The organism is Endozoicomonas ascidiicola (genome assembly GCF_001646945.1).
Classification (GTDB): domain Bacteria; phylum Pseudomonadota; class Gammaproteobacteria; order Pseudomonadales; family Endozoicomonadaceae; genus Endozoicomonas; species Endozoicomonas ascidiicola.
In genome coordinates, this window is sequence record NZ_LUTV01000004.1 from 521,579 (window position 1) to 546,445 (window position 24,867).

Annotated in this window: 22 protein-coding genes; 8 read left to right on the forward strand and 14 right to left on the reverse strand. The window is 47.5% G+C overall.

The features are described from left to right. Window positions 1-79: 79 nt before the first annotated feature. Window positions 80-1,051, reverse strand: coding sequence for a cysteine synthase A (gene cysK / locus AKL11_RS12965; protein ID WP_067518054.1), 972 nt, complete (start codon window positions 1,049-1,051; stop codon window positions 80-82). A 247-nt stretch (window positions 1,052-1,298) separates the two neighbouring features. On the opposite strand from cysK, the gene AKL11_RS12970 reads away from it, so the two are divergent. Further along, the gene (locus tag AKL11_RS12970; protein WP_067518056.1) at window positions 1,299-2,138 is read left to right on the forward strand and encodes an AAA family ATPase; all 840 of its coding nucleotides are present in this window, start codon (window positions 1,299-1,301) and stop codon (window positions 2,136-2,138) included. A 6-nt stretch (window positions 2,139-2,144) separates the two neighbouring features. After that, on the forward strand, window positions 2,145-3,320 hold the full coding sequence (locus AKL11_RS12975) for a vWA domain-containing protein (protein WP_067518059.1): 1,176 nt from the start codon (window positions 2,145-2,147) through the stop codon (window positions 3,318-3,320). Between the two features lie 14 nt (window positions 3,321-3,334). Here AKL11_RS12975 and cobB read toward each other — a convergent pair whose 3' ends face one another. The 3 genes from cobB to AKL11_RS12990 form a co-directional block, all read right to left on the reverse strand. Continuing rightward, on the reverse strand, window positions 3,335-4,030 hold the full coding sequence (gene cobB, locus AKL11_RS12980) for a Sir2 family NAD+-dependent deacetylase (protein WP_067518061.1): 696 nt from the start codon (window positions 4,028-4,030) through the stop codon (window positions 3,335-3,337). Between the two features lie 24 nt (window positions 4,031-4,054). Beyond that, window positions 4,055-5,440 carry a hypothetical protein gene (locus tag AKL11_RS12985; RefSeq protein ID WP_157673551.1) on the reverse strand — a complete coding sequence of 462 codons (1,386 nt, stop codon included), beginning with the start codon at window positions 5,438-5,440 and terminating at the stop codon, window positions 4,055-4,057. A gap of 184 nt (window positions 5,441-5,624) precedes the next feature. Continuing rightward, window positions 5,625-7,463, reverse strand: coding sequence for a beta-ketoacyl synthase (locus tag AKL11_RS12990; RefSeq protein ID WP_067518066.1), 1,839 nt, complete (start codon window positions 7,461-7,463; stop codon window positions 5,625-5,627). Window positions 7,464-7,655: 192 nt separating this feature from the next. Between AKL11_RS12990 and AKL11_RS12995 the strand changes: the two genes are divergently transcribed. The 3 genes from AKL11_RS12995 (at window position 7,656) to AKL11_RS13005 (ending at window position 9,908) form a co-directional block, all read left to right on the forward strand. Then, window positions 7,656-8,669: a GlxA family transcriptional regulator gene (locus AKL11_RS12995; protein WP_067518068.1), complete on the forward strand. Its 1,014-nt coding sequence runs from the start codon at window positions 7,656-7,658 to the stop codon at window positions 8,667-8,669. A gap of 259 nt (window positions 8,670-8,928) precedes the next feature. Continuing rightward, entirely contained in the window at window positions 8,929-9,384 is a 456-nt protein-coding gene (locus AKL11_RS13000) for a DUF2147 domain-containing protein (RefSeq protein WP_253705199.1), read from the forward strand. An 11-nt stretch (window positions 9,385-9,395) separates the two neighbouring features. Then, a complete protein-coding gene (locus AKL11_RS13005; RefSeq protein WP_095210361.1) occupies window positions 9,396-9,908 on the forward strand; it encodes a class I SAM-dependent methyltransferase in 513 nt (170 codons plus the stop codon). A 5-nt stretch (window positions 9,909-9,913) separates the two neighbouring features. Here the strand turns inward: AKL11_RS13005 and AKL11_RS13010 are convergent, their stop codons facing one another. From AKL11_RS13010 to AKL11_RS13025, 4 genes are all read right to left on the reverse strand, one after another. Further along, window positions 9,914-10,174, reverse strand: a complete 261-nt coding sequence (locus AKL11_RS13010) for a FeoC-like transcriptional regulator (RefSeq protein WP_067518070.1) — start codon at window positions 10,172-10,174, stop codon at window positions 9,914-9,916. A gap of 30 nt (window positions 10,175-10,204) precedes the next feature. Continuing rightward, window positions 10,205-12,565, reverse strand: a complete 2,361-nt coding sequence (gene feoB, locus AKL11_RS13015) for a Fe(2+) transporter permease subunit FeoB (protein ID WP_067518072.1) — start codon at window positions 12,563-12,565, stop codon at window positions 10,205-10,207. After that, window positions 12,562-12,792 carry a FeoA family protein gene (locus AKL11_RS13020; protein WP_245673475.1) on the reverse strand — a complete coding sequence of 77 codons (231 nt, stop codon included), beginning with the start codon at window positions 12,790-12,792 and terminating at the stop codon, window positions 12,562-12,564. The genes feoB and AKL11_RS13020 overlap by 4 nt, the downstream gene beginning before the upstream one ends. A gap of 371 nt (window positions 12,793-13,163) precedes the next feature. Continuing rightward, complete coding sequence (locus tag AKL11_RS13025; RefSeq protein WP_067518074.1) at window positions 13,164-14,603, reverse strand: glyceraldehyde-3-phosphate dehydrogenase; 1,440 nt, start codon at window positions 14,601-14,603, stop codon at window positions 13,164-13,166. Between the two features lie 304 nt (window positions 14,604-14,907). Here AKL11_RS13025 and mfd point away from each other — a divergent pair, with 304 nt between their 5' ends. Continuing rightward, window positions 14,908-18,375: a transcription-repair coupling factor gene (mfd, locus tag AKL11_RS13030; RefSeq protein ID WP_067518076.1), complete on the forward strand. Its 3,468-nt coding sequence runs from the start codon at window positions 14,908-14,910 to the stop codon at window positions 18,373-18,375. A 33-nt stretch (window positions 18,376-18,408) separates the two neighbouring features. Then, window positions 18,409-19,212, forward strand: coding sequence for a CsiV family protein (locus tag AKL11_RS13035; protein ID WP_067518079.1), 804 nt, complete (start codon window positions 18,409-18,411; stop codon window positions 19,210-19,212). Window positions 19,213-19,236: 24 nt separating this feature from the next. Here AKL11_RS13035 and AKL11_RS13040 read toward each other — a convergent pair whose 3' ends face one another. The 5 genes from AKL11_RS13040 to AKL11_RS13060 form a co-directional block, all read right to left on the reverse strand. Next, entirely contained in the window at window positions 19,237-19,680 is a 444-nt protein-coding gene (locus tag AKL11_RS13040) for an ATP-binding protein (RefSeq protein WP_067518081.1), read from the reverse strand. A gap of 2 nt (window positions 19,681-19,682) precedes the next feature. Next, window positions 19,683-20,015, reverse strand: a complete 333-nt coding sequence (locus AKL11_RS13045) for an STAS domain-containing protein (RefSeq protein ID WP_067518083.1) — start codon at window positions 20,013-20,015, stop codon at window positions 19,683-19,685. A 41-nt stretch (window positions 20,016-20,056) separates the two neighbouring features. After that, window positions 20,057-21,226 (reverse strand): SpoIIE family protein phosphatase, encoded by a 1,170-nt coding sequence (locus tag AKL11_RS13050; RefSeq protein WP_067518085.1) that lies wholly within the window; start codon window positions 21,224-21,226, stop codon window positions 20,057-20,059. An 18-nt stretch (window positions 21,227-21,244) separates the two neighbouring features. Continuing rightward, window positions 21,245-22,267: a mechanosensitive ion channel family protein gene (locus AKL11_RS13055; RefSeq protein ID WP_157673552.1), complete on the reverse strand. Its 1,023-nt coding sequence runs from the start codon at window positions 22,265-22,267 to the stop codon at window positions 21,245-21,247. Between the two features lie 132 nt (window positions 22,268-22,399). Next, on the reverse strand, window positions 22,400-22,690 hold the full coding sequence (locus AKL11_RS13060; protein ID WP_067518089.1) for a GspH/FimT family protein: 291 nt from the start codon (window positions 22,688-22,690) through the stop codon (window positions 22,400-22,402). Between the two features lie 213 nt (window positions 22,691-22,903). Between AKL11_RS13060 and AKL11_RS13065 the strand changes: the two genes are divergently transcribed. After that, window positions 22,904-24,553 (forward strand): IS66 family transposase, encoded by a 1,650-nt coding sequence (locus tag AKL11_RS13065; protein WP_067518092.1) that lies wholly within the window; start codon window positions 22,904-22,906, stop codon window positions 24,551-24,553. On the opposite strand, the gene AKL11_RS26640 is transcribed toward AKL11_RS13065, so the two are convergent. Next, window positions 24,536-24,694 (reverse strand): pilus assembly FimT family protein, encoded by a 159-nt coding sequence (locus tag AKL11_RS26640; protein WP_095210363.1) that lies wholly within the window; start codon window positions 24,692-24,694, stop codon window positions 24,536-24,538. The genes AKL11_RS13065 and AKL11_RS26640 overlap by 18 nt on opposite strands. Window positions 24,695-24,867 lie beyond the last annotated feature (173 nt).

The window sequence follows — 24,867 nt, forward strand, 5'->3', positions numbered from 1 at the left end:
ATTGAGAAAGACTTCCCCAGAATTGATTCTGGGGAAGTTAAGAACTTCTGTGGTCAAAAAGCGTAACTCACATACACTATTATTGAACAGTTTCGTTATCTGAAAAGACACCTTCAAATAGCGCGGTAGAAAGATAACGTTCACCAGAATCCGGTAAGACAACCACAATGTTCTTACCTTCATTCTCAGGCTTCGCCGCTACTTTCAATGCACCATACAACGCAGCACCACAAGAAATACCCGCAAGAATGCCTTCTTCTTTCATAAGACGCTGGGCAGTTTCAATCGCATCTTCATTAGAAACTTGCTCAACCTGATCCACCAGCGACAAGTCCAAATTACCGGGAATAAAACCAGCACCAATGCCCTGGATTTTATGGGGAGCCGGTTTTACGTCGTCACCAGCAATAGTCTGGCTGATCACTGGCGATGCGCTTGGCTCTACAGCAACGGAGGTAATCTGCTTACCCTTGGTTTCTTTGATGTAGCGTGAAATGCCGGTAATGGTTCCGCCGGTACCAACACCTGCAACAAGAACATCTATCTCACCATCCAGCGCATTCCAGATCTCTGGTCCCGTGGTTTCTTCATGGATACGTGGATTCGCCGGGTTTTCAAACTGCTGAAGAAGAAGGAATTTCTCGGGATTCTCTGCCGCTATTTCTTTTGCCCTGGCAATCGCACCGGGCATGCCTTTTGCGGGTTCCGTAAGAATAATGGTTGCCCCAAGGGACTTCATGACTTTTCTTCGCTCAATACTCATGGAAGCAGGCATGGTTAACGTTAAAGGAATTCCCCGCGATGCAGCAACAAACGCCAGAGCAATCCCCGTGTTACCACTGGTAGGCTCAATAAGCTCCATACCCGGCTTTAGCTTGCCCGTATTTTCCGCATCCCACACCATGCTGGCGCCAATACGACACTTGACACTCATGGCCGGGTTTCTGGATTCGAGCTTGGCGTAAATATTGTAACCTTTGCCTAAGCGGTTTAGCTTTACGAGCGGTGTGTTACCAATCGTCTGGGAATTATCCTGATAAACCTGTGTCATTGTTACCTTTCCTATTATCGTTTCATATCAAGTCAAGCCACTGTCACTATCGAGCCGGAACATGTCTTATGATGTGAGGCTATACCTACTCCCCATTATCAGTAAAGTAAAGTAATTTAATTTTATAGAGTTAGACGATTTATCTATAACATGATCGCAACACTCGCAAAGGTAAATACCTACCCAGCCCTTTCATTTTTGGGTAATCTTACGACCATCAAAAGCCAATAAAAACAAAGACTGATTTATGAGCTTCAACAGTACCGACCAGTATATCGCCACTGAAGACCTGAAAATGGCGGTAAATGCCGCTGTTACCCTTCAACGCCCCCTGCTAATTAAAGGTGAACCTGGCACCGGCAAAACCATGCTGGCAGAGCAAGTCGCCAGCTCACTGGGTAAAGAACTGCTTCAATGGCACATCAAATCCACCACCAAAGCTCAACAGGGTTTATATGAGTACGATGCCGTTTCTCGGCTGCGTGATTCCCAATTGGGGGATGAACGGGTACACGACATCAGCAACTACATCGTCAAAGGGAAACTGTGGGAAACCTTTGAATCGAAAGAGCAGTCTGTCTTGCTAATCGACGAAATTGATAAAGCGGATATCGAGTTCCCGAATGACTTGCTTCAGGAGCTGGATAAAATGGAGTTTCATGTTTACGAAACCCAGCAAGTAGTCAAAGCTGTAAAACGCCCCATTGTGATCATTACCAGTAACAATGAAAAAGAACTGCCGGATGCATTTCTCCGCCGCTGTTTTTTCCACTACATCAGTTTTCCTGATGCCAACACTATGCGACAGATCGTGGATGTGCATTTCCCAAACCTACAGAAAAAACTGGTGGACGAAGCACTGGAAGTCTTTTTTGAACTCCGTAACATTCCCGGCCTGAAGAAAAAACCGTCAACCTCTGAACTAATAGATTGGCTCAAGCTATTGAATTCTGATGATATTCCTGCAGACATCCTCCAAAATCGGGATACGCGCACAGCCATTCCACCCTTACATGGCGCTCTGGTGAAAAACGAACAGGATGTGTATCTCTTGGAACGTCTGGCCTTTATGAATCGTCGGGGTTAATCCGCCATGCTGACGAATTTCTTTGACACCGTCAGAGCCTTTGGCGTGCCAGCAACGACCAGAGAATACCTTGATCTGCTGGCAGCTTTGCAATCCCATTTGGCATTTGCCGATCAGGACGAATTTTATCAATTATCCCGCACCATTCTGGTTAAGGATGAGCGTCATTACGACAAGTTTGATAAAGCCTGCCAGGCCTTTTTCAGTGGGCTTGAGTCAATGGACGATCTTCTGGAGGCGCTGATTCCGGAAGAGTGGCTTCGTGAGGATTTTATCCGTCAACTGTCCGAAGACGACAAAGCCAAGATTAAGACCATGAAGGACCTTCAAGAATTATTGGACACCTTCCGGCAACGTCTTGATGAACAGAAAGAGCGGCATCAGGGCGGGAACAAGTGGATTGGTACGGGGGGCACTTCTCCTTACGGCGCTTACGGCTATAACCCTTCAGGCATTCGCATCGGTCAGCACGAATCTCGCCACCGAAAAGCCACGAAAGTATGGGATAAGCGGGAATTTAAAAATCTGGATGACAATGAACAGCTCGGCAGCCGCAATATGAAAATGGCACTGCGCCGGCTTCGTCGGTTTGCCAGACAAGGGGCTGCTGACCAACTGGATCTGGACGATACCATCCGTTCTACTGCCAACAAAGGCATGCTGGATATCAAACTGGTGCCGGAACGGCACAACTCCGTAAAAGTTTTGCTGTTTATGGATATTGGTGGTTCCATGGACGACCATGTCCGGCTTTGCGAGGAACTGTTCGCCTGCTGTCGCACAGAGTTCAAGCATCTGGAATTTTATTACTTTCATAATTACCTGTATGAAAGTGTTTGGCAGGACAATCGTCGACGTTATCAAGAAAGAATCAACCTTTGGGATGTCATCCATCGCTATGGCAAAGATTATCGAGTGATATTTGTCGGCGATGCCGCGATGTCACCTTTTGAAATCACGTCACCGGGCGGCAGTGTGGAACATTTTAATGAAGAAGCCGGTTATGTGTGGATGTCACGGGTTCTGAATCATTTTGACCGTGTCGCCTGGTTGAACCCTTCTCCTCACGGAGCATGGCAGTACACCTCCTCTACTCAAATTGTGCAAAAGCAGGTAGAAGGCAAAATGTATCCATTAACCATTAACGGTTTGGAAGAAGCGATGGGCTGGCTGGCAGGGTAACACCTGCCCCCTTCTCAAAGTAGCGACTTGAAAAATGAATCAACCACTTCCGTTGCCGGCCCATAAATCTGTTCATGGAACAAAGAACCGTGATTCCCTGGCTCCAGATTCAGTTCCACAGTTTTAGCGCCAGATGCGGCTGCCTCCTGAAAGAAACCCGCTGCCGGATAGACATTGCCTGATGTACCGATCGAGACAAAAAGATCGCATGTCGACAGCGCCTGATAAATCTCATCCATCTGTAACGGCATCTCACCAAACCAAACGATGTGAGGACGAAGGTTCCCCGGAACACCACAGCAATCACATGGAGTTTCTACCGTAAGATCTTGACCCCATGGAAAAACGTTATCTGTATCCTGGCACCGTACTTTCTTCAGCTCGCCGTGCATATGAATCAAATTTTGACTCCCAGCCCGCTCATGGAGATCATCCACATTCTGGGTAACCAACAGAAAATCACCGGCAAACTGTTCTTCAAACTTAGCCAGAGCAATGTGGGCTTGATTAGGGTTTATCGTGAACAACTGCCGGCGACGATCATTATAGAATTTCTGAACCAGTTTGGGATTTCGGGCATAACCTTCCGGTGTAGCCACCTCTTCAATAGGGTGATTCTCCCAAAGGCCGTCACTGGCTCTAAACGTCTGAACACCGGATTCGGCAGAAACTCCGGCACCCGTCAATACGACAATTGATGAATAGTTCAAAAATGCTCCTGCTCAAAAAAGAGCCTAACTACGGAAAGTGGCAATATATGACGCTATCTTGTGGCCGCCAGCGGGTACTTCCAGTTTAAGCTGGTTGTGTTTATCAAGAACGGCGCCTTTGACATCAGACAGCTTCAGCAAATTGGCATCCCGTTCCCGTAGCAGTAATGTCACGGATTGCTTTTGATCATTGAACACTTTCACATCCCACTTAACCTGTAATTCTTTATCTCCTTTCTGCTGCACTTCAACCCGAGAACGTTCAACCCGAACAGCAAGTGCTTCCGAGATGGGTAACCAAACGTCTTCACCGGCAGTGGCTTTAGGCATCCAGGACTGGCCACCAATCACTTCAACACCTGAGCTGTCTTTATCGTACATACGTAAAGGGGCAGGCGGTAAATCCACCGGTGCTTTAAACCGCCAGTACTGTGTTGGCCGCTCAGCCATAAGTGTGCCCCTGCCACCGTTGCGGCCGTAGGTGTCCAGAATATAATATTTTTCCAGTGTCAGGGTTTCTGCCAGCAGATTTATCAACTCTCTGCTGTTGGCCGGAAGTGCTGTCTGTTTTGGTAATGGTGTTACCAGCACTTCTCCGACTCGCTCTGATGGATTAGTGAAGTCTGCGGCCATGCTGGCTTCCATCATTTGCGCCTTTCTGTACATTCCAGGGGCAGTGGAAGCATCCCCGGAGACCAGTCGAATATTTGCATTACTGAAGTCGACGCTGGAGCTGTTTGAAAGCAATGCTTTCATTAATAGCAGCCCTGTTTGTGTCGTATTGCCTGTAGAGTTAACACTTAACCGGTAATGGCTTTCATAACTTAGCAAAGGCGTAATATAAGACAGGTGCAGTTTTCCCGCGGTTTTTTGCTGTCCAAAATTGGCCGTATGGTATTTTAGATATTTCCCTTGGGTCTCCGACGGTTCACGGGATAAAACCCTGAGCCCCTGCGGGTCTTGATAGTCAACGAAATACTGCCTGCCATTATTCCCCTCAACCAGACCGACACCGTTCTGAAAGGTAGTTAACTTGCCCTGAACCGAAACATTAAGACCACTGCCAAACACTTCAACCGTCTTACCGACTAGCTTGCGATAGTAGTTATCACGATCCAGCCCTCCCAGATACCAGGTGATCGTGTCAGGTCGAATGACATGGCTACCATCGCGATACTCAAGGCAGAGACTGCCATTCTGGCGGTTCATTGGTAATCCGGCTAACTCAAGCACACCTTGTTGATTCGGAAGCTTATTAAATGATTGTGCAATAAATGCTTTATCACGATACAGGGTAACTGTGCTGGCTTTCGCCTCCGAAACGCTCAGCCTCCCCTCCACTTCTGAGCCAATCGTAACCCCTGAAAAAAAGAACAAGCAGCTCAAGATGCACAGCGAAGGTCGAAACATGATTTTTCTATCCTCGTTCATCAGGAAATATAAATTTATTCCAGTACTTTATAGTCTATTTATTAATATGTCTTTAATAAGAAATCACTTAGCCATCCATAGACTGACGATAAAAGAAAAGGTTCTTCTGCGATTAAACATGAAGAACCTTATTGAAAAATAACGTTGGCAGGAAAGATTGAATTTAAAAAGACCAGTAAGGGTTCTCAAGCTTCAGATTTACCGCCTTACCAAACCCTGGCACTTCAATTTTATCATCGGAAAAACTCAACGATGTGCCATCCAGAACACCCTCACCGAACTGGTAAATAGGGTTAACGGAGCGATCAAGACAGCCTCTCTCGTATTCTTCCTGCTGCGCGCCGACAGATTCATTGCGTTTTTGCCATGAACTCATCGCCTGATCGCCATGCCGTGATAGCAGCATCTTTCTGGTTAATGTGGGGCTCAACAACAATGCCGTCGCATTATTACCACCAAAGCCCTTGGCATTGATCAATGCCAGGTCCATTTCAGACGGCGCCATCTCTCGGTGCTGCTGAAGAATGTTCAGATACTCCGAGCAAACGTCATCCGCCAGCCCGGTAATCGTTTGAATGCCGGGAATTACGCCATACTTCCACGCTCCCAGGGTTGCCATGATCTGGTCACCACCAGCTGCGCCAATAGAATGCCCCAGATAACTTTTCACGGCGGCCACAGGCCAGTTCTTGATACCAAACACCTTGGCTGTGTCGTTTAGAATCTGTGACTCTGTGACTCGATTCTGCGGAGTTCCCGTGCCATGAGCCTGGACAAAACTACGATGGCGCAATGCATCTTCACCGGCAATGGCTCTACCCATCGCGGCAGCTCTCGCTACGGTGAGATGGTTACCGGCACCTGGAGCGGAAATGGATTTTTTGAAGCCATCAGCATTGATGAAAACGTCTGCAACGGCACCCAGAATATCGGCGCCGATGTCCAGAGCCAGCTCATCATCCATTAACACCAGAAACTGAGACGATTCAGCAATAGTGAACCCGGCATTATTGCCAAAAGGTCGGCAAGAGCGACCCCAGTCCGGATTTTCACTGTCGGATAAACCATCCAGTTGTCTCATAGCGGCATCAGTCGTCAGAGCTCCCATGGTGGAATAGCCTTCCAAAATTTCCGGTAAGATGGGTGCCTCACTGTTACCGACAATCACTAAACGGCGACGACCACTGCGAATTTCCTGCAAACCCTGTTCAAGGTTGTAAAGCATGGTGGCACAGGCGCCCATACTGGTACCGGTATTCCCCAGAGAACCAAGAATATAGGCATTGATAAAGTCCGCCGACATTTCCGCAAACCCAAGTGGACACTGCTTGGAGGTTACCCGCTTGCCCATCAAACGTGCCTGCAGCATGCCGCCGTAACCGTTGTAATCCATCTGCCCCATGGCACTGCCGGAATATACGGCAATGTCATCCGGGCTGAGCTTTTGTTTCAGCCCTTGCCAGTCTATGCCGGAAGAACCGATGGCATCGGATGCACCATAAACCGTCATGGCCAGCGAACGAGGGTGATTGCGGGATTGGTAAAGTTTTTCTGGCGAAAAACCACTGGGTAACTGCCCTGCCGCATTCACCGACGATTTGCGGGTACAAGGCACCAGCATCGGTTGTGCGTTTGAAATACGAACCTTTATACGACCACCGTTAAGCGGTTCCACCTGCCAACCTTCTGGTAGAGGGTCTGGTAGACGTCGGGCGCTGAGGACAATCTCGGTTCCCTCTTCCGCTTTTATGGCCTGATGAATATCAATGGCATCACTATTGAACAGGTTCTTTTCCAGCCTGCGCACCAATGTGCCCGACAGAATAGCTTCACGACTCGTGTCTTCTGGCAGATTTCTCAGAACCCGCAATGCCTCAATGGTTTCTTTCTGAGCATTGCCCTCCAGGCTTTCCAGCACAAGTCGGCGATAGCCATGAAAACCGGACGTTCTGCCGGCGGGGCTAATGCCACCCTGGGCAACAATAACGGGTAATCTGGACAAACCATACTCCTGTAAAATAACTTGCTCTGCATTCCATGGGAAAAGAGCATGACGGTAATCAGGGAAATTACTTAAAGCGGAAAGTGACTATCAGTGTAATGGGTTTGTGTTAAACTTATCCGGACAGAAAAGACATTAACCCAGATAAAAAACCACTAAAACCTATATTGTTAACAACATATTGCTGAACTTATGCTTAAACAGCCCATTTCATTATCCATCCGTCGAGTTTTCATTCTGACCATTGAGCATATGATCAGTACCAGTATTACTTTGCCTTTGGAAATGCTCGAGGCAGCCCGCACTTATCAGGACATCCACAAACCACCCGATAAAACTGACATTCTATTTTGCTCAAATCAGGAAAATGCAGTGACTACCACCGGGGGTTTGAGAATCACTCCAGATTCCCCATTATCAGCAACCGGGCACGGTGACTTGATATTAATCCCTGCACTGTGGCGAAATCCCGTGCCACTGGTTCGTAAAAACCCGGCGATCGTTAACTGGATCAAAGAGCAGCACAAAGCAGGTGCTGTTTTTGTGGTTGCCGGAACCGGCGTTACATTTATGGCTGCAGCCGGTCTTTTGAATCGTCAACCCGCCACTACGCACTGGTTCTATATGAACACGTTACAGCGGGCTTTTCCTGCCGTAGATTTTATGCCAAATCATTTAATTACCCGGGCTGGGCGGATTTATTGCGCCGGGAGTGTCAATTCCGTTGCCGACCTAATGGTGCATCTTATTGAGGGTGCTTTCAGCACGACCATTGCCCGCAAAGTTGAGCAGCAGTTCTCCCATGAGATTCGAAAATCCTTCAAAGAAACCCACTTTGCTGAAGATCATAAAACCGCGCATCAGGATGAAGTGATTGTGGCGTTGCAAGATTTCATTCACCAGCACTTCGCCAATGACATCTCCATTGAAGACCTTTGTCGGTTATCCGACTTAAACAGTCGCACTCTTAACCGCCGATTCCGCGAAGCTGCACGAATCACACCCATGGCCTACGTTCGCCAAATCCGACTTGATCAGGCGAGAGATCTATTAAAGAATACGAATCTGGGCATTGCAGAAATTGCGGTTCAGGCAGGGTTTAGTGATCCTGATTACTTTGCCCGTCTTTTCAAGCGTGACTACCAGCTCACGCCCACAGAGTTCAGGCGAAGTGTTCGGGGTAAATTATTCTATCTCAACGATTAATACCAATTCTGTTTTTAAATTATGGGCTGCGCAGCCATTTTGACCGACTGGATCTGCGTTGAAGTTCCTCGCCATAGCTACGCCTATGACTCGTCTCTTCGCCTTGCCCAGTCGCCCAAAATAACTTGCTCGTTCCAAAATTTAAAAACGCCATTGGTATAATTCACGGTTATGCCCTTACGAAAAGTAAACAGATTCGGTATGCTTTTGGACTCATAATAATAATCAGCCACATCGGCACTACGGAGATCTTTTGACAATGTCACAGATGACGTCTTTCAAAATGGGAAAACTGGCAGCAGGCTTTTTGCTGACCACCCTTTCAACCCTCACTTTCGCTGCTTCACCACTGGGAACCTGGAAAACCATTGATGATGAAACTGGCGACGCCACCAGCTATGTCACTATTTTTGAAGACAACGGAACGCTCTCTGGCAAAATCACCAAGCTGCTCGATCCTGAGTCAAAAGATGACATCTGCAACCTGTGCGAAGGTGACTTGAAAGACCAGAAAATTGAAGGAATGACTATTCTCTGGGGCATGGAAAAACAGGGCAGTAAGTACGACGATGGTGAAATTATTGATCCAGCGTCAGGTAAAGTATACAGCGCTAACATGAAAGTCACTGACGGTGGTGAGAAACTGGAAGTTCGTGGTTACATCGGCTTTGCTCTGCTTGGCCGTTCCCAGACCTGGCTGCGTGTTGAAGAATAAGTGATAACTCGTTGAACTTATTAGCTATTATTGTTTTTCTGATAGCCAGCCTTGTTGCTGGCTCTCTTTTATTCTGGGCATTGCGATTAGGCATTGGCCCTGTACCCACCTCTCCTTCTGTACAAAAAACAATACTGGAAATCCTTCCTGATAACCTATCGGGTAATGCTGTTGAGTTAGGATGCGGCTGGGGACAGCTCCTCAATCTACTGCAGGTCAAATACCCTACCCAGACTATTTACGGCTATGAGCGTTCACCAATACCCGCAATGTTCAGTCAACTTACAACGGGTGCGTGCATTAAGAAGCAGGATTTTTTCAACGGGGACTTTCAGCAGACGGGATTGATTCTTTGTTATCTTTACCCGGGCGCCATGGAGAAAATTGAGCAAAAGCTAATTCCCAAACTGCCCTCAGGGTGCTGGATTGTCACCCATACCTTCAGCTTGCGAAAACGACATCCGGTAAACGTTATGAAATCCAATGACCTCTACCAGACGCCGGTGTATCTCTATCGGCTATAAGCCGTTCATGAAACGGACGTTAAAGGAATTCCCAAAGCCTCTCTTCCTTTCCAGCGATAGATTTCCAGTTCCGCAGGGTCACAGGAAACACAGCCTTTTTTACAGGCCGTGAAGCACTGCGGTGACTCACAGATTACCTGCCCCTTTCGCAACCAGTGAGACAACATGCCCCGCATCGCCTCAGGTGTCGTCTTGAACTTCACACTGAGGTCTGCAAGGGAGCAGACCTTCTGTTCTTTCAGGTAGTCACGAATAGCAATCAGCACAGCGTAATCCGGATAATCATTTCAGTGACTTCATTGCGTTGAGGACTCCATGCGCCCTAACAGAACAGCACCACCCAGTTTTCGCATCAATGCAATGGCAATAAACATCACAAGAGCAATACTCACAACCCAGAGTGCCGTTTCTTCAGGTTGAACATGAGCCAGCGACAATTGGTAATACAACGTTGCCGTCGCATAACCAAGCAGGAAGGTCCAGAACGCAATAAACAGTGTCCAGCCGGCGGTAGTTTCCCGGTAAATCGCACCCAATGCCGCAACGCAAGGTGTATACAGCAGTATCATCAACAGATAGGCAATCACCGCGGCATCGCTTGGGAAGAGTTTTGCCATCACTGCAAAGGTGCTGACATCGACGTCCTGATCACTGGCCACTGATTCAATGTCGCTGAGATCACCCACCTGAATCCCCAACGGATCAGCAAACGAACCGGCAAGATCACCAAGGTTGGCAGGGATGGTAGCAAATGCTTCTTGAATGCCCGCCATCAAATCAAAAGATTCATCCTCTGCAGCGCTCTTGTTTTCTGAAGCCGCAATGGCGCTGTACATAGAATCGAGGGTACCGACAACAGCTTCTTTCGCCAGAATGCCGGTAAAGAGACCCACCGCTGCTGGCCAATTATCTTCCGTCATGCCCATTGGTGCGAAGATAGGGGTGATGCTCTGGCCAATCTTGCTCAGCACGGAGCTTTGGGTATCCTGATGGCCAAAAGAACCATCAGTGCCAATCGCATTCAATGTGTTCAAGATCACCACCACCATCACAATGGCTTTACCGGCGCGAAGAATAAAAGACTTCAATCGATCCCAGGTACGAAGCAACACCTGAGTGACCGAAGGCAAATGGTAGTTTGGAAGTTCCATAATGAACGGTGAGCTATCCCCACGCAGCACACTTTTCTTCAGAATAAGCCCGGTAAAAATCGCCGCCAGAATACCCACCAGATAGAGCGTAAAGACGACATTCTGCCCCGACTCTGGAAAGAATGCTGCTGCAAACAAGGCATAGACGGGCAACCGGGCACCACAGGACATAAATGGCGCCATGGAGATGGTTAACAACCGGTCTTTTTCATTATCCAGCGTTCTGGCCGCCATGATAGCGGGCACGTTACAGCCAAAACCCACCAGCATCGGCACGAATGCTTTACCGGGCAATCCTAGAAACCGCATTAACCGGTCAACAACAAATGCGGCTCTGGCCATATAACCAGAATCTTCAAGAATCGACAGGAAGAGAAAGAGAAACGCGATTACCGGAATAAATGTGGAAACGGTTTGCACACCACCACCCACCCCGTTGGCGAGCAGAGTAACGATCCAATCCGGAGTACCAAGATTGGTTAGCCAATAGCCTAGGCCATCAACCAGTAATGCACCGGTAAAAAGATCAAAGAAATCAATGAATGCACTACCGAAATTAATAGTGAACATGAACATCAAATACATGACACCCAGAAACACCGGAAAGCCCAGGAAACGATTCAGAACAATACGATCAATGGATTCAGTCAACTTATGGCTGACCATGCCACGCTCTTTAATGGCACTGGTCATCACACGGCCAATGGCATCGTACCGACGGCTGGCGAGAATAATGTCCATATCCTCATCCATCGCAGACTCAAGGAGATGTCTTTGCTGTGTTGCCGTGTTGACTGATTGCCAAGACGTTTCAGGCACATCAGCACTCTCGGTAGCTGGGTCGCCTTCCAGTAACTTCAGGGATTGCCAGCGTAAAGCCCCGTGATCCTCTAATTCCACTTTCAACACTGACTCAATTTCAGCCAATGCGGCTTCCAGTTGTTCACCAATATTAAGTGGTGGCGCAATGGCGACGCCATTTTCAAGAAAGGTATTAATGGATTTCTGAAATACACTGATGTTTTTACTTTTACTGGCAATCAGTGGCAACACCGGACAGCCCAGTTCTTTTGATAAGGCATCCAGATGAATATCCATCCCCTTCTCTTTCGCCACATCCATCATGTTTAAAACAATGATGACCGGGACGCCCATATCCAGAAGCTGGGAGGTGAGATAGAGGTTTCGCTCAATGTTAGAAGCATCAACGATATTGATAATCAGATCTGCTTCCCGCTGAAGAATATAATCCCGGGCAATCTGTTCATCCATGGAGACATCACTGTCGATGACATCCAGACAATAGGTGCCGGGCAGATCAACCACCTCGATGGATGAACCTTCAATTTTGTAGATGCCGCTGCGCTTTTCTACCGTCACGCCGGGCCAGTTGCCGACGCGCTGGCGAGACCCCGTCAAGGCGTTAAAGAGTGTGGTTTTGCCGCAGTTTGGGTTACCTACAATGGCAACAACGTGTTCATTGGTCGGATTCTTTGTGGGAATCATAGTCGGGACACCTCAACCGTTGCTGCTTCATCACGACGAACAGACAGTTTAAACCCTCTTACTTCCAATTGAATGGGGTCACCCAGTGGGGCAACACGGCTGACAGTGAATTGGGTTCCCGGGGTCAGTCCCATGGCCAGCAGTTTACGCCGATAAGCATTGCCCGACTGGTTGAAAGCCGTGACCTTTCCCTTCTCACCGGTTTTTAATTCACCCAATGTCACCATTATTGACCGCTCTCCACTGATTTTGAAAAAGGATGCGGCTGAAAATATCAATGATATAAAGAAGTTCAGTTCAAAAATCAGGCTAACGTTCTCAAAAAGACACCTTGAAAACATTATTATTGTTGTGGAATTAGCGCTGCGATGATGACTTCAGGTCATTTTCAGCTACCCGAAATATATACACAAATGAGAATGGTTACAATTTAATGTCTGGCAATTTATAACGCGCATTGATTCAAATCAATTGTATTATGCCAATTCAACTGATTGATAAGTCGACAGTTAAAGGTAGAGAGAATTATTTTAATAAGAACACCCAGCGATTTCATGGTTAATCGCTGGGTAGGGTATTGGACTGTATTAAGTGTGGCTTATGGAATAGATGGGTACATCACGCCACACATGTACTGCAGAATACGATTCACCTGACAGCTGTAGCCAAATTCATTGTCGTACCAGACGTAGAGAACACAACGCTTACCATCAACAATCGTGGCCTGCCCATCCACCACACCGGCTCGTCGGCTGCCAACAAAGTCACTGGAAACTGCTTCAACGGACGTCACATAATCCACCTGCTTTTGCAGGCTGGAGTGCAGAGAGGTTTCCCGCAGGAAGTCGTTCAGTGCATCAACGTCCGTCTCTTTTGCCAGAGATAAGTTCAGAATTGCCAGAGAAACGTTAGGCGTTGGCACCCGGATCGCATTACCGGTGAGTTTACCTTCCAGCTCTGGCAGTGCTTTGGCCACAGCCTTGGCAGCACCGGTTTCGGTGATGACCATGTTCAGTGCCGCACTGCGACCACGACGCTCGCCCTTGTGATAGTTATCAATCAGGTTCTGGTCATTGGTGTACGAGTGAACGGTTTCAACATGCCCATGTTCAACACCAAACTGATCATTGATGGCTTTCAATACCGGGGTAATGGCGTTGGTGGTACAGGAAGCGGCGGAAAGAATCTGATCTTCCGGAAGAATGTCGTTATGGTTCACACCATAAACCACGTTCTTGATATCGCCTTTACCTGGCGCCGTCAGTAATACGCGGGACACACCACTCGCTTCAAGGTGCAGGCCAAGCCCTTCCTTATCACGCCATTTGCCGGTGTTATCTACCACGATGGCATTGTTGATGCCGTATTCGGTGTAATCTATGGAATCCGGTGCATTGGAATAGATCACCTGAATACCAACGCCGTTGGCGTAAATAATGCTATTTTCTTCATCAACAGAGATGGTGCCTTGAAAGGAACCATGGACTGAATCACGGCGCAAAAGGCTGGCGCGTTTCTGTAGATCGTTATCCGCACCACCCGGGCGAACCACAACCGCACGCAAATTCAAGCCAGAACCACCGCCGGCACGTTCAACCAATAAACGCGCCATCAAACGGCCAATACGACCGAAACCGTATAACACTACATCCTGACCTTCACTCAATGGCTGTTTATTGCCATTGGTAATACCTGCAACCTTTTCAGTAACATAGTCTTCAAGACTTAAACCATTTCCTTCGCGGCGATAGTCCACTGCCAACTTACCAATGTCAATCCGGGATGGGCCTAGATCTAACTTCGAAAGAATGTCGAGCACGGGATAGGTTTCGCGAACAGATAGTTCGCTATCTTCAATCTGCCGAACAAACTTATGCGCTTTAAGAAGGTTAATGACGGAACGGTTGATCACCGGGCGTCCGTAAACCGAGGTGACAACATGATGATTCCGGTACAACTGACCAATCAGAGGGATCATGGACTCTGCAAGAGCCTCGCGCTCTTTCCAGTCTTGAAAACGGTCTGCTACCACGATAATTTCCCGTCGTTTTTATCTATTTGTAATGAAATCCCGTCATGGGACTTTTGTTTCGCGGCTATTATCCTTTCTAATAAAACGCAAAGCAACAGATAACAATAAAGACCAACAGATAACACAATCGATCACATACCCGTACTACTTATTCCTTTTTAAGGCACTGGGAGAAACCGCTAACAAACGCTACAATTCCCGATCGGTAAATGAAGTGCGGCAATAGGTTCAGCTATTCAGAAAGCTATTAAAAAAGCTACTCAGTAAACTGATCAATACCAAAAGCACCAAGAGGACGTCCGGACAATTCATGCTTCAACACAACTTCCCCCTGCCCGCTCACCCCGGGGACAAGCTTCAGTGGGGTAATCTCTCCAAAGCTGGATACGCTTACGCCATTGCTACCGCAGCAACGGCGGATAATCGCCCGCTGATGATCATCACGCCGGACAGTGCATCGGCTAGCCGGCTAGTTGAAGAACTCGAATTCTTCCTGCCCGATAGCTCAAATGTAAAAGTCACCCAGATGCCGGACTGGGAAATTCTGCCCTATGATACGTTTTCTCCCCATCAGGACATTATCTCCCAACGACTTTCGACGCTTTACCATTTACCCACGGCCGGTCATTCAGAGCAAAAGACTGTTCTGGTGATTCCGGTCAGCACTCTGATGCACCGCCTCTGCCCAAAATCCTTTTTACTGGGCAGCGGTCTCTCATTAAAGCCCGGTGATATCTTCAACACCAATGAACGGCGGGCGCAGCTTGAACAGGCTGGCTATCATTGTGTGGATTCGGTACTGGAGCACGGTGAGTTTGCCATTCGTGGCTCCATCGTTGATATCTACCCTATGGGGTCTGAGATTCCTTACCGGGTTGATCTGTTCGATGATGAAATTGAATCCTTGAGAACCTTCGATCCGGAAACCCAGCGTTCCGTTGATAAAGTGGCCGCTATAAATCTTCTGCCCGGCCATGAATTCCCGATGGATAAAGCAGGGCGTGAGCGGTTCCGCAGCAACTTTCGGGAACAATTTGATGTCAGCCATCGGGATTGCCCGATCTATCAGGACATTGGCGAAGGCATTGCCAGCCCAGGTATCGAATATTACCTGCCGTTGTTCTTTACAGAAACAGCCACTTTGTTTGATTACCTGCCAGAATCGACCCGAGTGCTTTCCTATGAATCCGTGGGCAATCGACTGGATCAATATTATCAGGATGTGCATGCCCGCTACGAAAATCGCCGGGTAGACCCCCAGCGCCCGATTCTGCCACCCGCCAGTGTGTTAATGCTGCCGGATGAACTCCACAGCAGACTCAACAAGCTTCCCAGAGTGACTCTGTATGAGCAAGCGGTACCCGCAAAAGCCGGACGCTTTAATCTGGATCGGGAATCGTTACCAGAACTCACTTTGAATGCCCGTACCGATGAACCGCTCAGTCAGCTAAAAGCCCTTATTGATGACGTTGACCATGTATTACTTGTGGCAGAAAGTGCTGGTCGCCGCGAAGTACTACTGGAGTTACTGGCACAGAGCCAGATTGTTCCGAACGCCTGTGAAAGCTTTACCGAATTTCAACAATCGCTCCCCAAACTTGCGATCAGCATTGGTCTGCTGGAACACGGGATTTATTTAAGCAATGCTAAAACCGCCATCATCCCCGAAGCGTTACTTCTTGGGCAGCGAGTAGTTCAAGCCCGCCGGCGCAAAAGCGGTGAAGATCAAGACCCTGATCAGGTTATTCGAAACCTGACTGAACTGCGAATGGGTGCTCCTGTTGTTCATATCGATCACGGTGTTGGTCGTTATCGCGGTTTGGAAACGCTCGACGTGGATGGTCAAACCACCGAGTTCCTGACGCTGGAATACGCCAACGAAGCCAAGCTTTATGTTCCGGTTGCGTCACTCCATCTTATTTCCCGATACACTGGTGCTGATGATGAAATGGCGCCACTGCATCGCCTTGGCAGTGAACAGTGGACCAAAGCCCGGCGTAAAGCGGCTGAGAAAGCCCGGGATGCGGCTGCAGAATTACTGGACATTTATGCCCGCCGTGAAGCCAGAACCGGGTTTGCATTTGACTCTCCTGAACAAAACTATCTTGCCTTTGCTGCAGGCTTCCCTTTTGAAGAAACGCCCGATCAGCAACAAGCCATTGCCGCCGTTGTAAAAGACATGTGTGCCCCCAAACCCATGGATCGTCTGGTGTGCGGCGATGTAGGCTTTGGTAAAACCGAAGTGGCCATGCGCGCAGCGTTTCTAGCGGCGCAAAGTGGCAAACAAGTCGCGATTTTGGTGCCAACCACCCTGCTGGCTCAGCAACATTACGAAAGCTTCCGAGATCGTTTTGCTGACTGGCCGGTGGAAATTGATGTTATTTCCCGCTTTAAATCTCAGAAACAAGTGGATCAACTGAAGGAACGTTTAGCGGAAGGCAAAGTGGATATTGTCATCGGCACTCACAAAATCCTTCAGGGTGATCTCACCTTTAAACAGCTTGGTTTGTTAATCATTGATGAAGAGCATCGCTTTGGTGTTCGTCATAAAGAGAAGCTGAAATCTCTACGCTCTGAAGTCGATATTCTCACGCTGACGGCAACGCCGATTCCAAGAACACTGAATATGGCAATGTCTGGCATTCGGGATCTTTCCATTATTGCCACGCCACCGGCAAAAAGACTGTCCGTAAAAACCTTTGTGCGCCAGTACGATCAGCCATTGGTGAAAGAAGCCATTCTCCGTGAACTGCTTCGGGGTGGGCAGGTTTACTACCTCCACAATGAAGTAGAAAGCATAGAAAAAATAGCCGGCGAACTGCAGGAACTGATACCAGAAGCTCGCGTTATCACCGGACACGGCCAGATGCGCGAACGGCAGTTGGAACAGGTGATGTCCGACTTTTATCACAAACGTTATAACGTGCTGGTCTGCACCACAATTATTGAAACCGGTATTGATATCCCTAACGCCAACACCATTGTTATCAACCGGGCGGATAAGTTTGGTCTGGCGCAGCTGCATCAATTGCGCGGCCGAGTTGGACGTTCTCATCATCAGGCTTATGCTTACCTGCTGACACCTTCGCCAAAAGCCATGACAAAGGATGCCCAGAAGCGACTGGAAGCCATTTCAGAAGCACAAACTCTGGGTGCAGGATTTATGCTGGCGTCTAACGATTTGGAGATTCGTGGAGCGGGCGAGCTGCTGGGCGAAGGTCAAAGTGGTCAGATTCTTGGTGTCGGTTTTACCCTCTATACAGAGATGCTGGAACGGGCCGTTGCAGCAATCCGCGATGGTAAAACACCGGATCCAGACAAACCGCTGAACCACGGAACCGAAGTCAACCTGCGTTTGCCAGCCCTGCTGCCAGAAGATTATATTCACGATGTCCATACCCGATTAATTCTTTATAAGCGCATTGCTGCCGCTAAAAATGATGAAGGACTAAAAAACCTTCAAGTGGAGCTGATTGATCGGTTTGGACTGCTTCCCGACCCGGCCAAACACCTGTTTCGCCAGATGTCTCTGAAGCTGAAAGCCCAGAAGCTGGGTATCCAGAAACTCGATGCCGGTACTAAAGACGCTCGTATCGAATTTGAAGAACAGCCATCGGTTGATCCAATGACCATCATTAAACTGATACAATCCAGAGCACAGCAGTTCCGGCTGGAAGGCAGTAGCATCTTAAAGTACAGTGAAACCATGGACACATCAGAGCAGCGCTTCAAGGCCATAGAATCCCTTCTGCAATTGCTCGGCGAGCCAGCACAATGAGAGAAAACTTTTTGAGACCACTTGAGACCATTTATGAGTAGAAACCACTTTATTGCGCTGTCTGCTGCATTGTTATTTAGCTTGCCTCTGGTCAACCTTCAGGCTCAGGCTGCTGAGCCTGAAGAAAAATGGTATCAGGCAGACATCATCGTCTTTCGCTATTTGAGCGATAGCAGTGGTGAAGCATGGCCAGACGTAACCGCCACCAGTAAACCTGAAGGCACCATCACCCTTAAAGGTGAAATCCCTTTCTATACGCCCTCTTTCGACATCGGCAGCAGCTCTCTGACGACACTCCCGGATAATGCGTTTATTTCACTGCCGGCCAATGAAATGAAACTGACGAGAGAAGCCAATAAACTGGCAAAGAGTGGGCGTTATGAAGTGATCACACAAAAGGCCTGGCGCGGCTCGCTGATGTCTGGCCAACAAATGCCACCAGTAGAAATCTCAACAATGATTGATGGTATCGATCCCATGTTGCTGGATGGCACGATCACTGTCAGCGAAGAACGGTTTCTTCATGTGGATGCGGACTTCTGGTTAAAAAAGCTGGAACCTGTGGACACGTTTATCACCAGCTCTCTAGGGAGAATTGGTGACCAAAACCCGAATAGCCAGGAACAAGCGACTGGTGAGCAGGTTATTTTCCAAAATGCCAACCTGCCGCCAATGCGCGTCATTGCCAACTACCCTCTGGAGCAGAGACGCAGGATTCGTAGTACGCGGGAAATTCAATATATGGATAGCCCAGTGATTGGTGTTATTTTCAAACTGACGCCCTGGCAGCCGGAAGAAACAGACGATGAAGAAAGCAGTATTACAATAGTGAATTGATGTTTGAAAGATGGAGTAAGCAAATCACTCCCGGATTTGCTTACTCATGATAAAACTATTTTTATCCCCTTCGGACTGATAATCAATCTGATCCATCAGATTTTGAACAATACTCAGCCCTCGACCACTGCATAGCCAGCTCGCTGGATTATCACCATCAACATCCAACTCTTCTTTTTCATCTAACTTGGATTCGTCGAGGCTTTTCCCCCAGTCACTGACGGTGAACTGCAGCTTCGACTGCAGCAGATCCACGCCCACTTCTACTTTATGCCCTTTTTCACTGTCATAAGCATGTTCGATGGCATTGTTGACTATTTCTACAATACACAGTTCGACCCGGTTCACTTCTACCGGTGAAAGTGTTGTCATGGTGCAAAGACCACGAACCGCCATGGCGACCAATGCCGTGTTTGAAAGTTCGCTGTCAATTTGCAGCTTTAGCGAATGCCCGGTTTCATCTGGCATGACTACTTCTCCTCTATCGCCTCAGTCACTGTCGGTAAAATGGAAAACAGTTTATCCATAGAGGTAAGGTGAAACAGATCCAATACCGCGGGTTGAGCTCCAGCCAGTTTAATTTTGCTTTTACCGTCCATTTTTTTCAAAGCTGATACGAGCACACCCAGACCACTGCTATCCATAAACCGAACTACGGATAAATCGATCACCATATCCGATGCATCCTGATCAATATGATTGAATAAATAGTCTTTAAAGTTCTCTGCGATAGAAGCATCCAGACGCGCCTCATCCACGGACACCACCAGGTGATTGGATTCGCTCTTGGTATCAAACGGCATTGTGCACTCCTTGCATTGTCAGCCAGTTAGTTAGTTATCGTTTACGGATTCCATTCCAATAATAAAAAAGTCACGTCATCCTCAAATACCTCTGAGCCCGACCAGTTCCTGATGCTATCTTCAAAATGTTTCACTACTAAATCCACGTCGTTCGTGATCGACTCTTTGAGCATACTTTTTAACCGATCTTCGCCAAACATCTCTCCTTCCCGGTTCTCACATTCTGTTAAGCCATCGGAGTAGAGGAACAGCCGATCACCCGGCGCTAACTGCAGCGATTCAGTTGAGTAGCACATTCCCGGCATCATACCAATTGGCACACCTGCGATCGGAAGTACTTCTATCGAAGCGCTTGTTTTACGAACCCACAAGGGAGGCGGATGCCCCGCTAACGCAATGGAAACAGCGCCGGTCTCATTATTGATCAGCCCATAAGCCATGCTGAAATACAGCATTGATTCTGCTTTGGCTTGAAATTGCTCGTTTAGCCTGGACAGCACTTGATCCGGCGCTCTGGCTCTAACATACGGGGGTGTATCCAGTACTTCTTTCACCACGTTGCCGTGTTGATCATCACAGAGAATATGATTTAAAGAGAATGACAACAGCGCAGAAGGTATGCCATGCCCGGCAACATCTAGTTGATAAAAACAAATTTGCCCATCGCCCAGTTCGTGATAGCCAAACATATCGCCACCCAGAAAACGACTGGGTTTAAAATACCAATTGAAAGCTACATTCCCTAATTGAGCTGGATCACATAATAATTGTGCCTGAGTGTCTGCAGCGGATTTTAAGTCCGTTTCAATGGCGTCAATTTTCGCTTCCAACGCAGCTTTCAATTCAATGATTCGATTGCCGGCATTTAACCTGGCTTGAAGCTCATTAAAATCAACCGGTTTTTTCAGAAAGTCATCTGCCCCGCCATTGATTCCCTCAACCACGGCTTCTTCATCGGAGTTACCAGTTAACAGAACAAAATAGATATAGCGGTGAAAATCAGTGGCGCGGATAGCCTTGCACAGTTCTATGCCATCCATCCCGGGCATCATCCAATCACTAACGACAAAACGAATACCCCGATGATCATGAATCATCACCAACGCCTCACGGCCATCAGCCGCTTCATAAACCTGAAAGCCTTGTTTTTTCAGCAACCTCGTCAGCATCATTCGCTGATCGCGGGCATCTTCTACTACTAAGATTTCCATATCTTTCTCGGAGCCTGGTTATTCGTTGATAATCCTTCGGGTGGGGTAGGCAAACGCCGCCCCTTCTTCCGCCACAATGTCAGATACAATCAGCAGTATTTTTTCCTGCACCTGTAAATAGCCCACTCGATCAACTCGAGTAATGTGCGCACGTATCTGACATAACAGACCAGAGTCGTCGTAGCGCATGAAAACAGCATAGTGAGGTTCGGTAGCGTCCACATCCGATAACAAAGAAACCGTTTCATCGATCCGTTTGAGGATACGAGGCATTTTTTCGAGATTTTCATAACACAGGGAGAAATCTTCTACCATTCGACGGTTACGCATTCGACTCGGGTTTTCAACAACAATGCCACTGAAAATTGAATTAGGAACATAAATCGGACGACGATCAAATGTACGGATTTTGGTTAATCGCCAGCCTACCTTTTCAACGTGGCCTTCTATGGAACGATCTGGCGATCGAATCCAGTCGCCTTCTGAAAATGGACGATCGAGCATTAGCATTAATCCACCAAAGAAATTGGACAACCAGTCCTTAGCAGCAAGACCCAGAATAATGCCGCCCACTCCACCAAAAGCGAGCAAAGTAGACAGACTATAACCAAACACATGAACGAGATTTAGAAAAATACCAATAGTCGCCAGCAACTGAATGGTGCGGCTAACCACTGAATGGGAAACCTGCTCGGCCAGTCTACCGCTGGAAGCCTGCAGCATTGCACCGACATTAAGACTGACTTCCCAACTGAACCAGCCCACATAGAGAATCCAGAAAACCCGGCGAACCAAATCCAGAACATTCAAATACTCATCACTTTTATCACCAGGCCAGGCGTACGCTGTGTAAAACAAAAAGAGAAACCAAGGCAATAACAGCAAAGGCAACTTAACTGTTTTTATAACAATCGTTCTAAAATTTTCGTGCGAGTCATTTTGAAGTGATATGGATACCCGCCGAAAGCCATAGAAGAAAATGGCAGACAGCAAGAAAGCAAAAATAATGTGGTAGTAAAAAGACAAAAAACCGTCACTCATTGCAGCAGCCAAGCATAATTATCGTTCAATACAGTGTAGCTTGCTGAGTAACCAGTACTTTCAAATTGTTCGATACTGAACTTTAGTACTCATTTCCAAGCCTAATCAGCTAACATCGAATTTGACCACCATTTATGGACACGCTCCCCTTACCTGCTTGGTAATCAAACCTGTACTGGTTACGTTGACAACCCTTTCTTCGATGGCTCTTGAAGTGGAGGTGCACATTGAAAATTCACCACTGGCGACGGGGACACCTGCCGAGGTAAATGATAACCGGGTTCCACCGCCCCAACGTATTTCAATGATTGAATCGATAGCGTTGTAAACACGAATCACTTCTTCAGTTGGGTCAATCAAATCATCATTATTCATTCGGATTTTCAAAAATAACCCAACCACCTGCCCAGTTTGCATCACCATCGCAACTGGTTCCAGAATTAGACTGGCAGGCAGGCACTGACCAACTGTAATCGTTTAATCGCCTCACTCTTTACCAGCATCGCGCTGGAATATACCCTCTGGTTAAAATAATCCAGGCGAAAGCGCTCTGCAATTGTAACTGCTCATAATTCCTATGCAAGTCAACACACGTAGAGCAATGAAATATCCTGAAACTTCGATATAATCACCGCCATGAATCTGCCAGCCTCTCTTTCCCCAGAAGTATCCGTCAGCGAACTTTTGCTCCAGATACAAACCCTTCTCGAAAAAGTCGAGAGGCAAGCTGTCCAGATCGAGAAACTAACTGCTGAAAACACCAAATTGCATGCAGAAATACGGCATCTGAAGAAGCTTAAGGGCAAGCCCAATATTCGTCCTCAGAAAAAAGATTCTGACTCAGAGGATGAGGACAAGACTGCATCAGGTTCGGGTAACAGCCCACCGCCAAAAGGCAAACGCACCAGACAACAAAAGCCGGGAGAAACTTCTAAGCCAGTCCCTTCCACAGTTAAAGAGGCATTTTGTCGTGTTGATGATGTGCAAGACGACTGGATAAATGGTGGTTATCAGGATTTCACACACATTGATGTCGACCTGCAATTTGTCACAGCGGTTTACCGGCGTGAGTACTGGAAAACCCCAGAGGGCAAAACCATCCTTGCCCCTTTGCCTGATCACGTTAAGAACCGCTTTGGTCATAATCTTAAAGCACTGATACTTGAAATGTACCACTCTTGCAGTGTAACCCAACCGCTGCTTCTGGACTGGTTACACGACTACGGTTGCCCTATTTCTGAAGGCTCTCTCAATAATCTTCTGACGGAGAATAACGAGCTCTTCCATCAGGAGAAAGATGAGTTACTTGAGACGGGTATTGCCTGCTCCCGCACTTTACAAGTGGACGACACCGGAGCCCGTCACGGAGGCAAAAATGGTGTTTGTACGGTGATTGAAAATAATCTGTTTACTTTCTTTGCCAGCACATCGAGTAAAAGCCGCATTAATTTCCTGACTCTGCTGCAGGGGCAACGTAGATGCCATGTTCTGAATCCTGTCGCCATTGCCTACATGAAACAAGTGAAGATGGCTGCAAAGTGGGTTGACGTGTTGTCATCATTTGGGGAAGTACATTTTCTTAATGAAGCTAGCTGGGAAGCCTTTCTGGATGATCAGAAACTGCTTTCTAAAAATCAACGACGTATGGCGACAGAGGGTGTTCTCAAGGCCGGATTGCTGCAACATGGATTTCCGGAGTCTATGGTGATCCATAGCGACGGAGCCCGACAATTTGATACTGTTTTTGCCCATTCCTCCTGCTGGTTTCATGCAGGCAGACCCTTAGCGAAACTCATTCCCGAAAACGATCTGGAACGAGCAGATCGTGACAAGGTACTGGATCAGTACTGGCGGATTTATGATGATATTGAGGTATACTGCCAGAGCCCTACAGACCATAAAAAGCATCAGATTGAACAAGACTTCAATCACTGGATATCAACGCATACGTGTTATGACGACTTACGCAGTGTTCTCGGGAAGCTACGGGTCATTAGGGACGATCTATTATTGATTCTGGAACATCCCTGGTTACCTTTGCACAACAACTGGAGTGAACGACAAATCCGGGAGTATGTTAAACGACGAAAGATCAGCGGAGGTACACGAAGCGAGCAAGGTCAACGCTGTCGGGATACATTCGCAAGCCTGAAAAAAACGTGCCGTCAGTATGGGCTGTCGTTTGCGAGGTACCTAAAGGACAGGCTTTCGGGTACTGGAGATATTTCGCGTTTGTCAGATCTGATTAGAGAAAAATCAGAGCTACTGCTATGTGGTTCTGCATAGGAAATATGAGCAGTTACCTGCAATTTGACCAATGGGCGTGACGAGAGAAATTGAGATAGCAATAATAATGACTGTAATCAGCAGCTCGATCAGCGTAAAGCCATGTTCCCTTCGTTTTAAAACCAGCATTCGCCATGCCATCCTATTTGTTAATCAGCGTAGAAAAACCATGTATTGCTTAAAATGATTTTAAATATCACTTAATTAATCGGCATATACCTTAATCCAATAACCACTAGTGTAGTGAGCTGCATTTAATACAACATAAATAATCTCGCTGTGCCATTATAGGTAAGAGCATCTAAGGACGGATA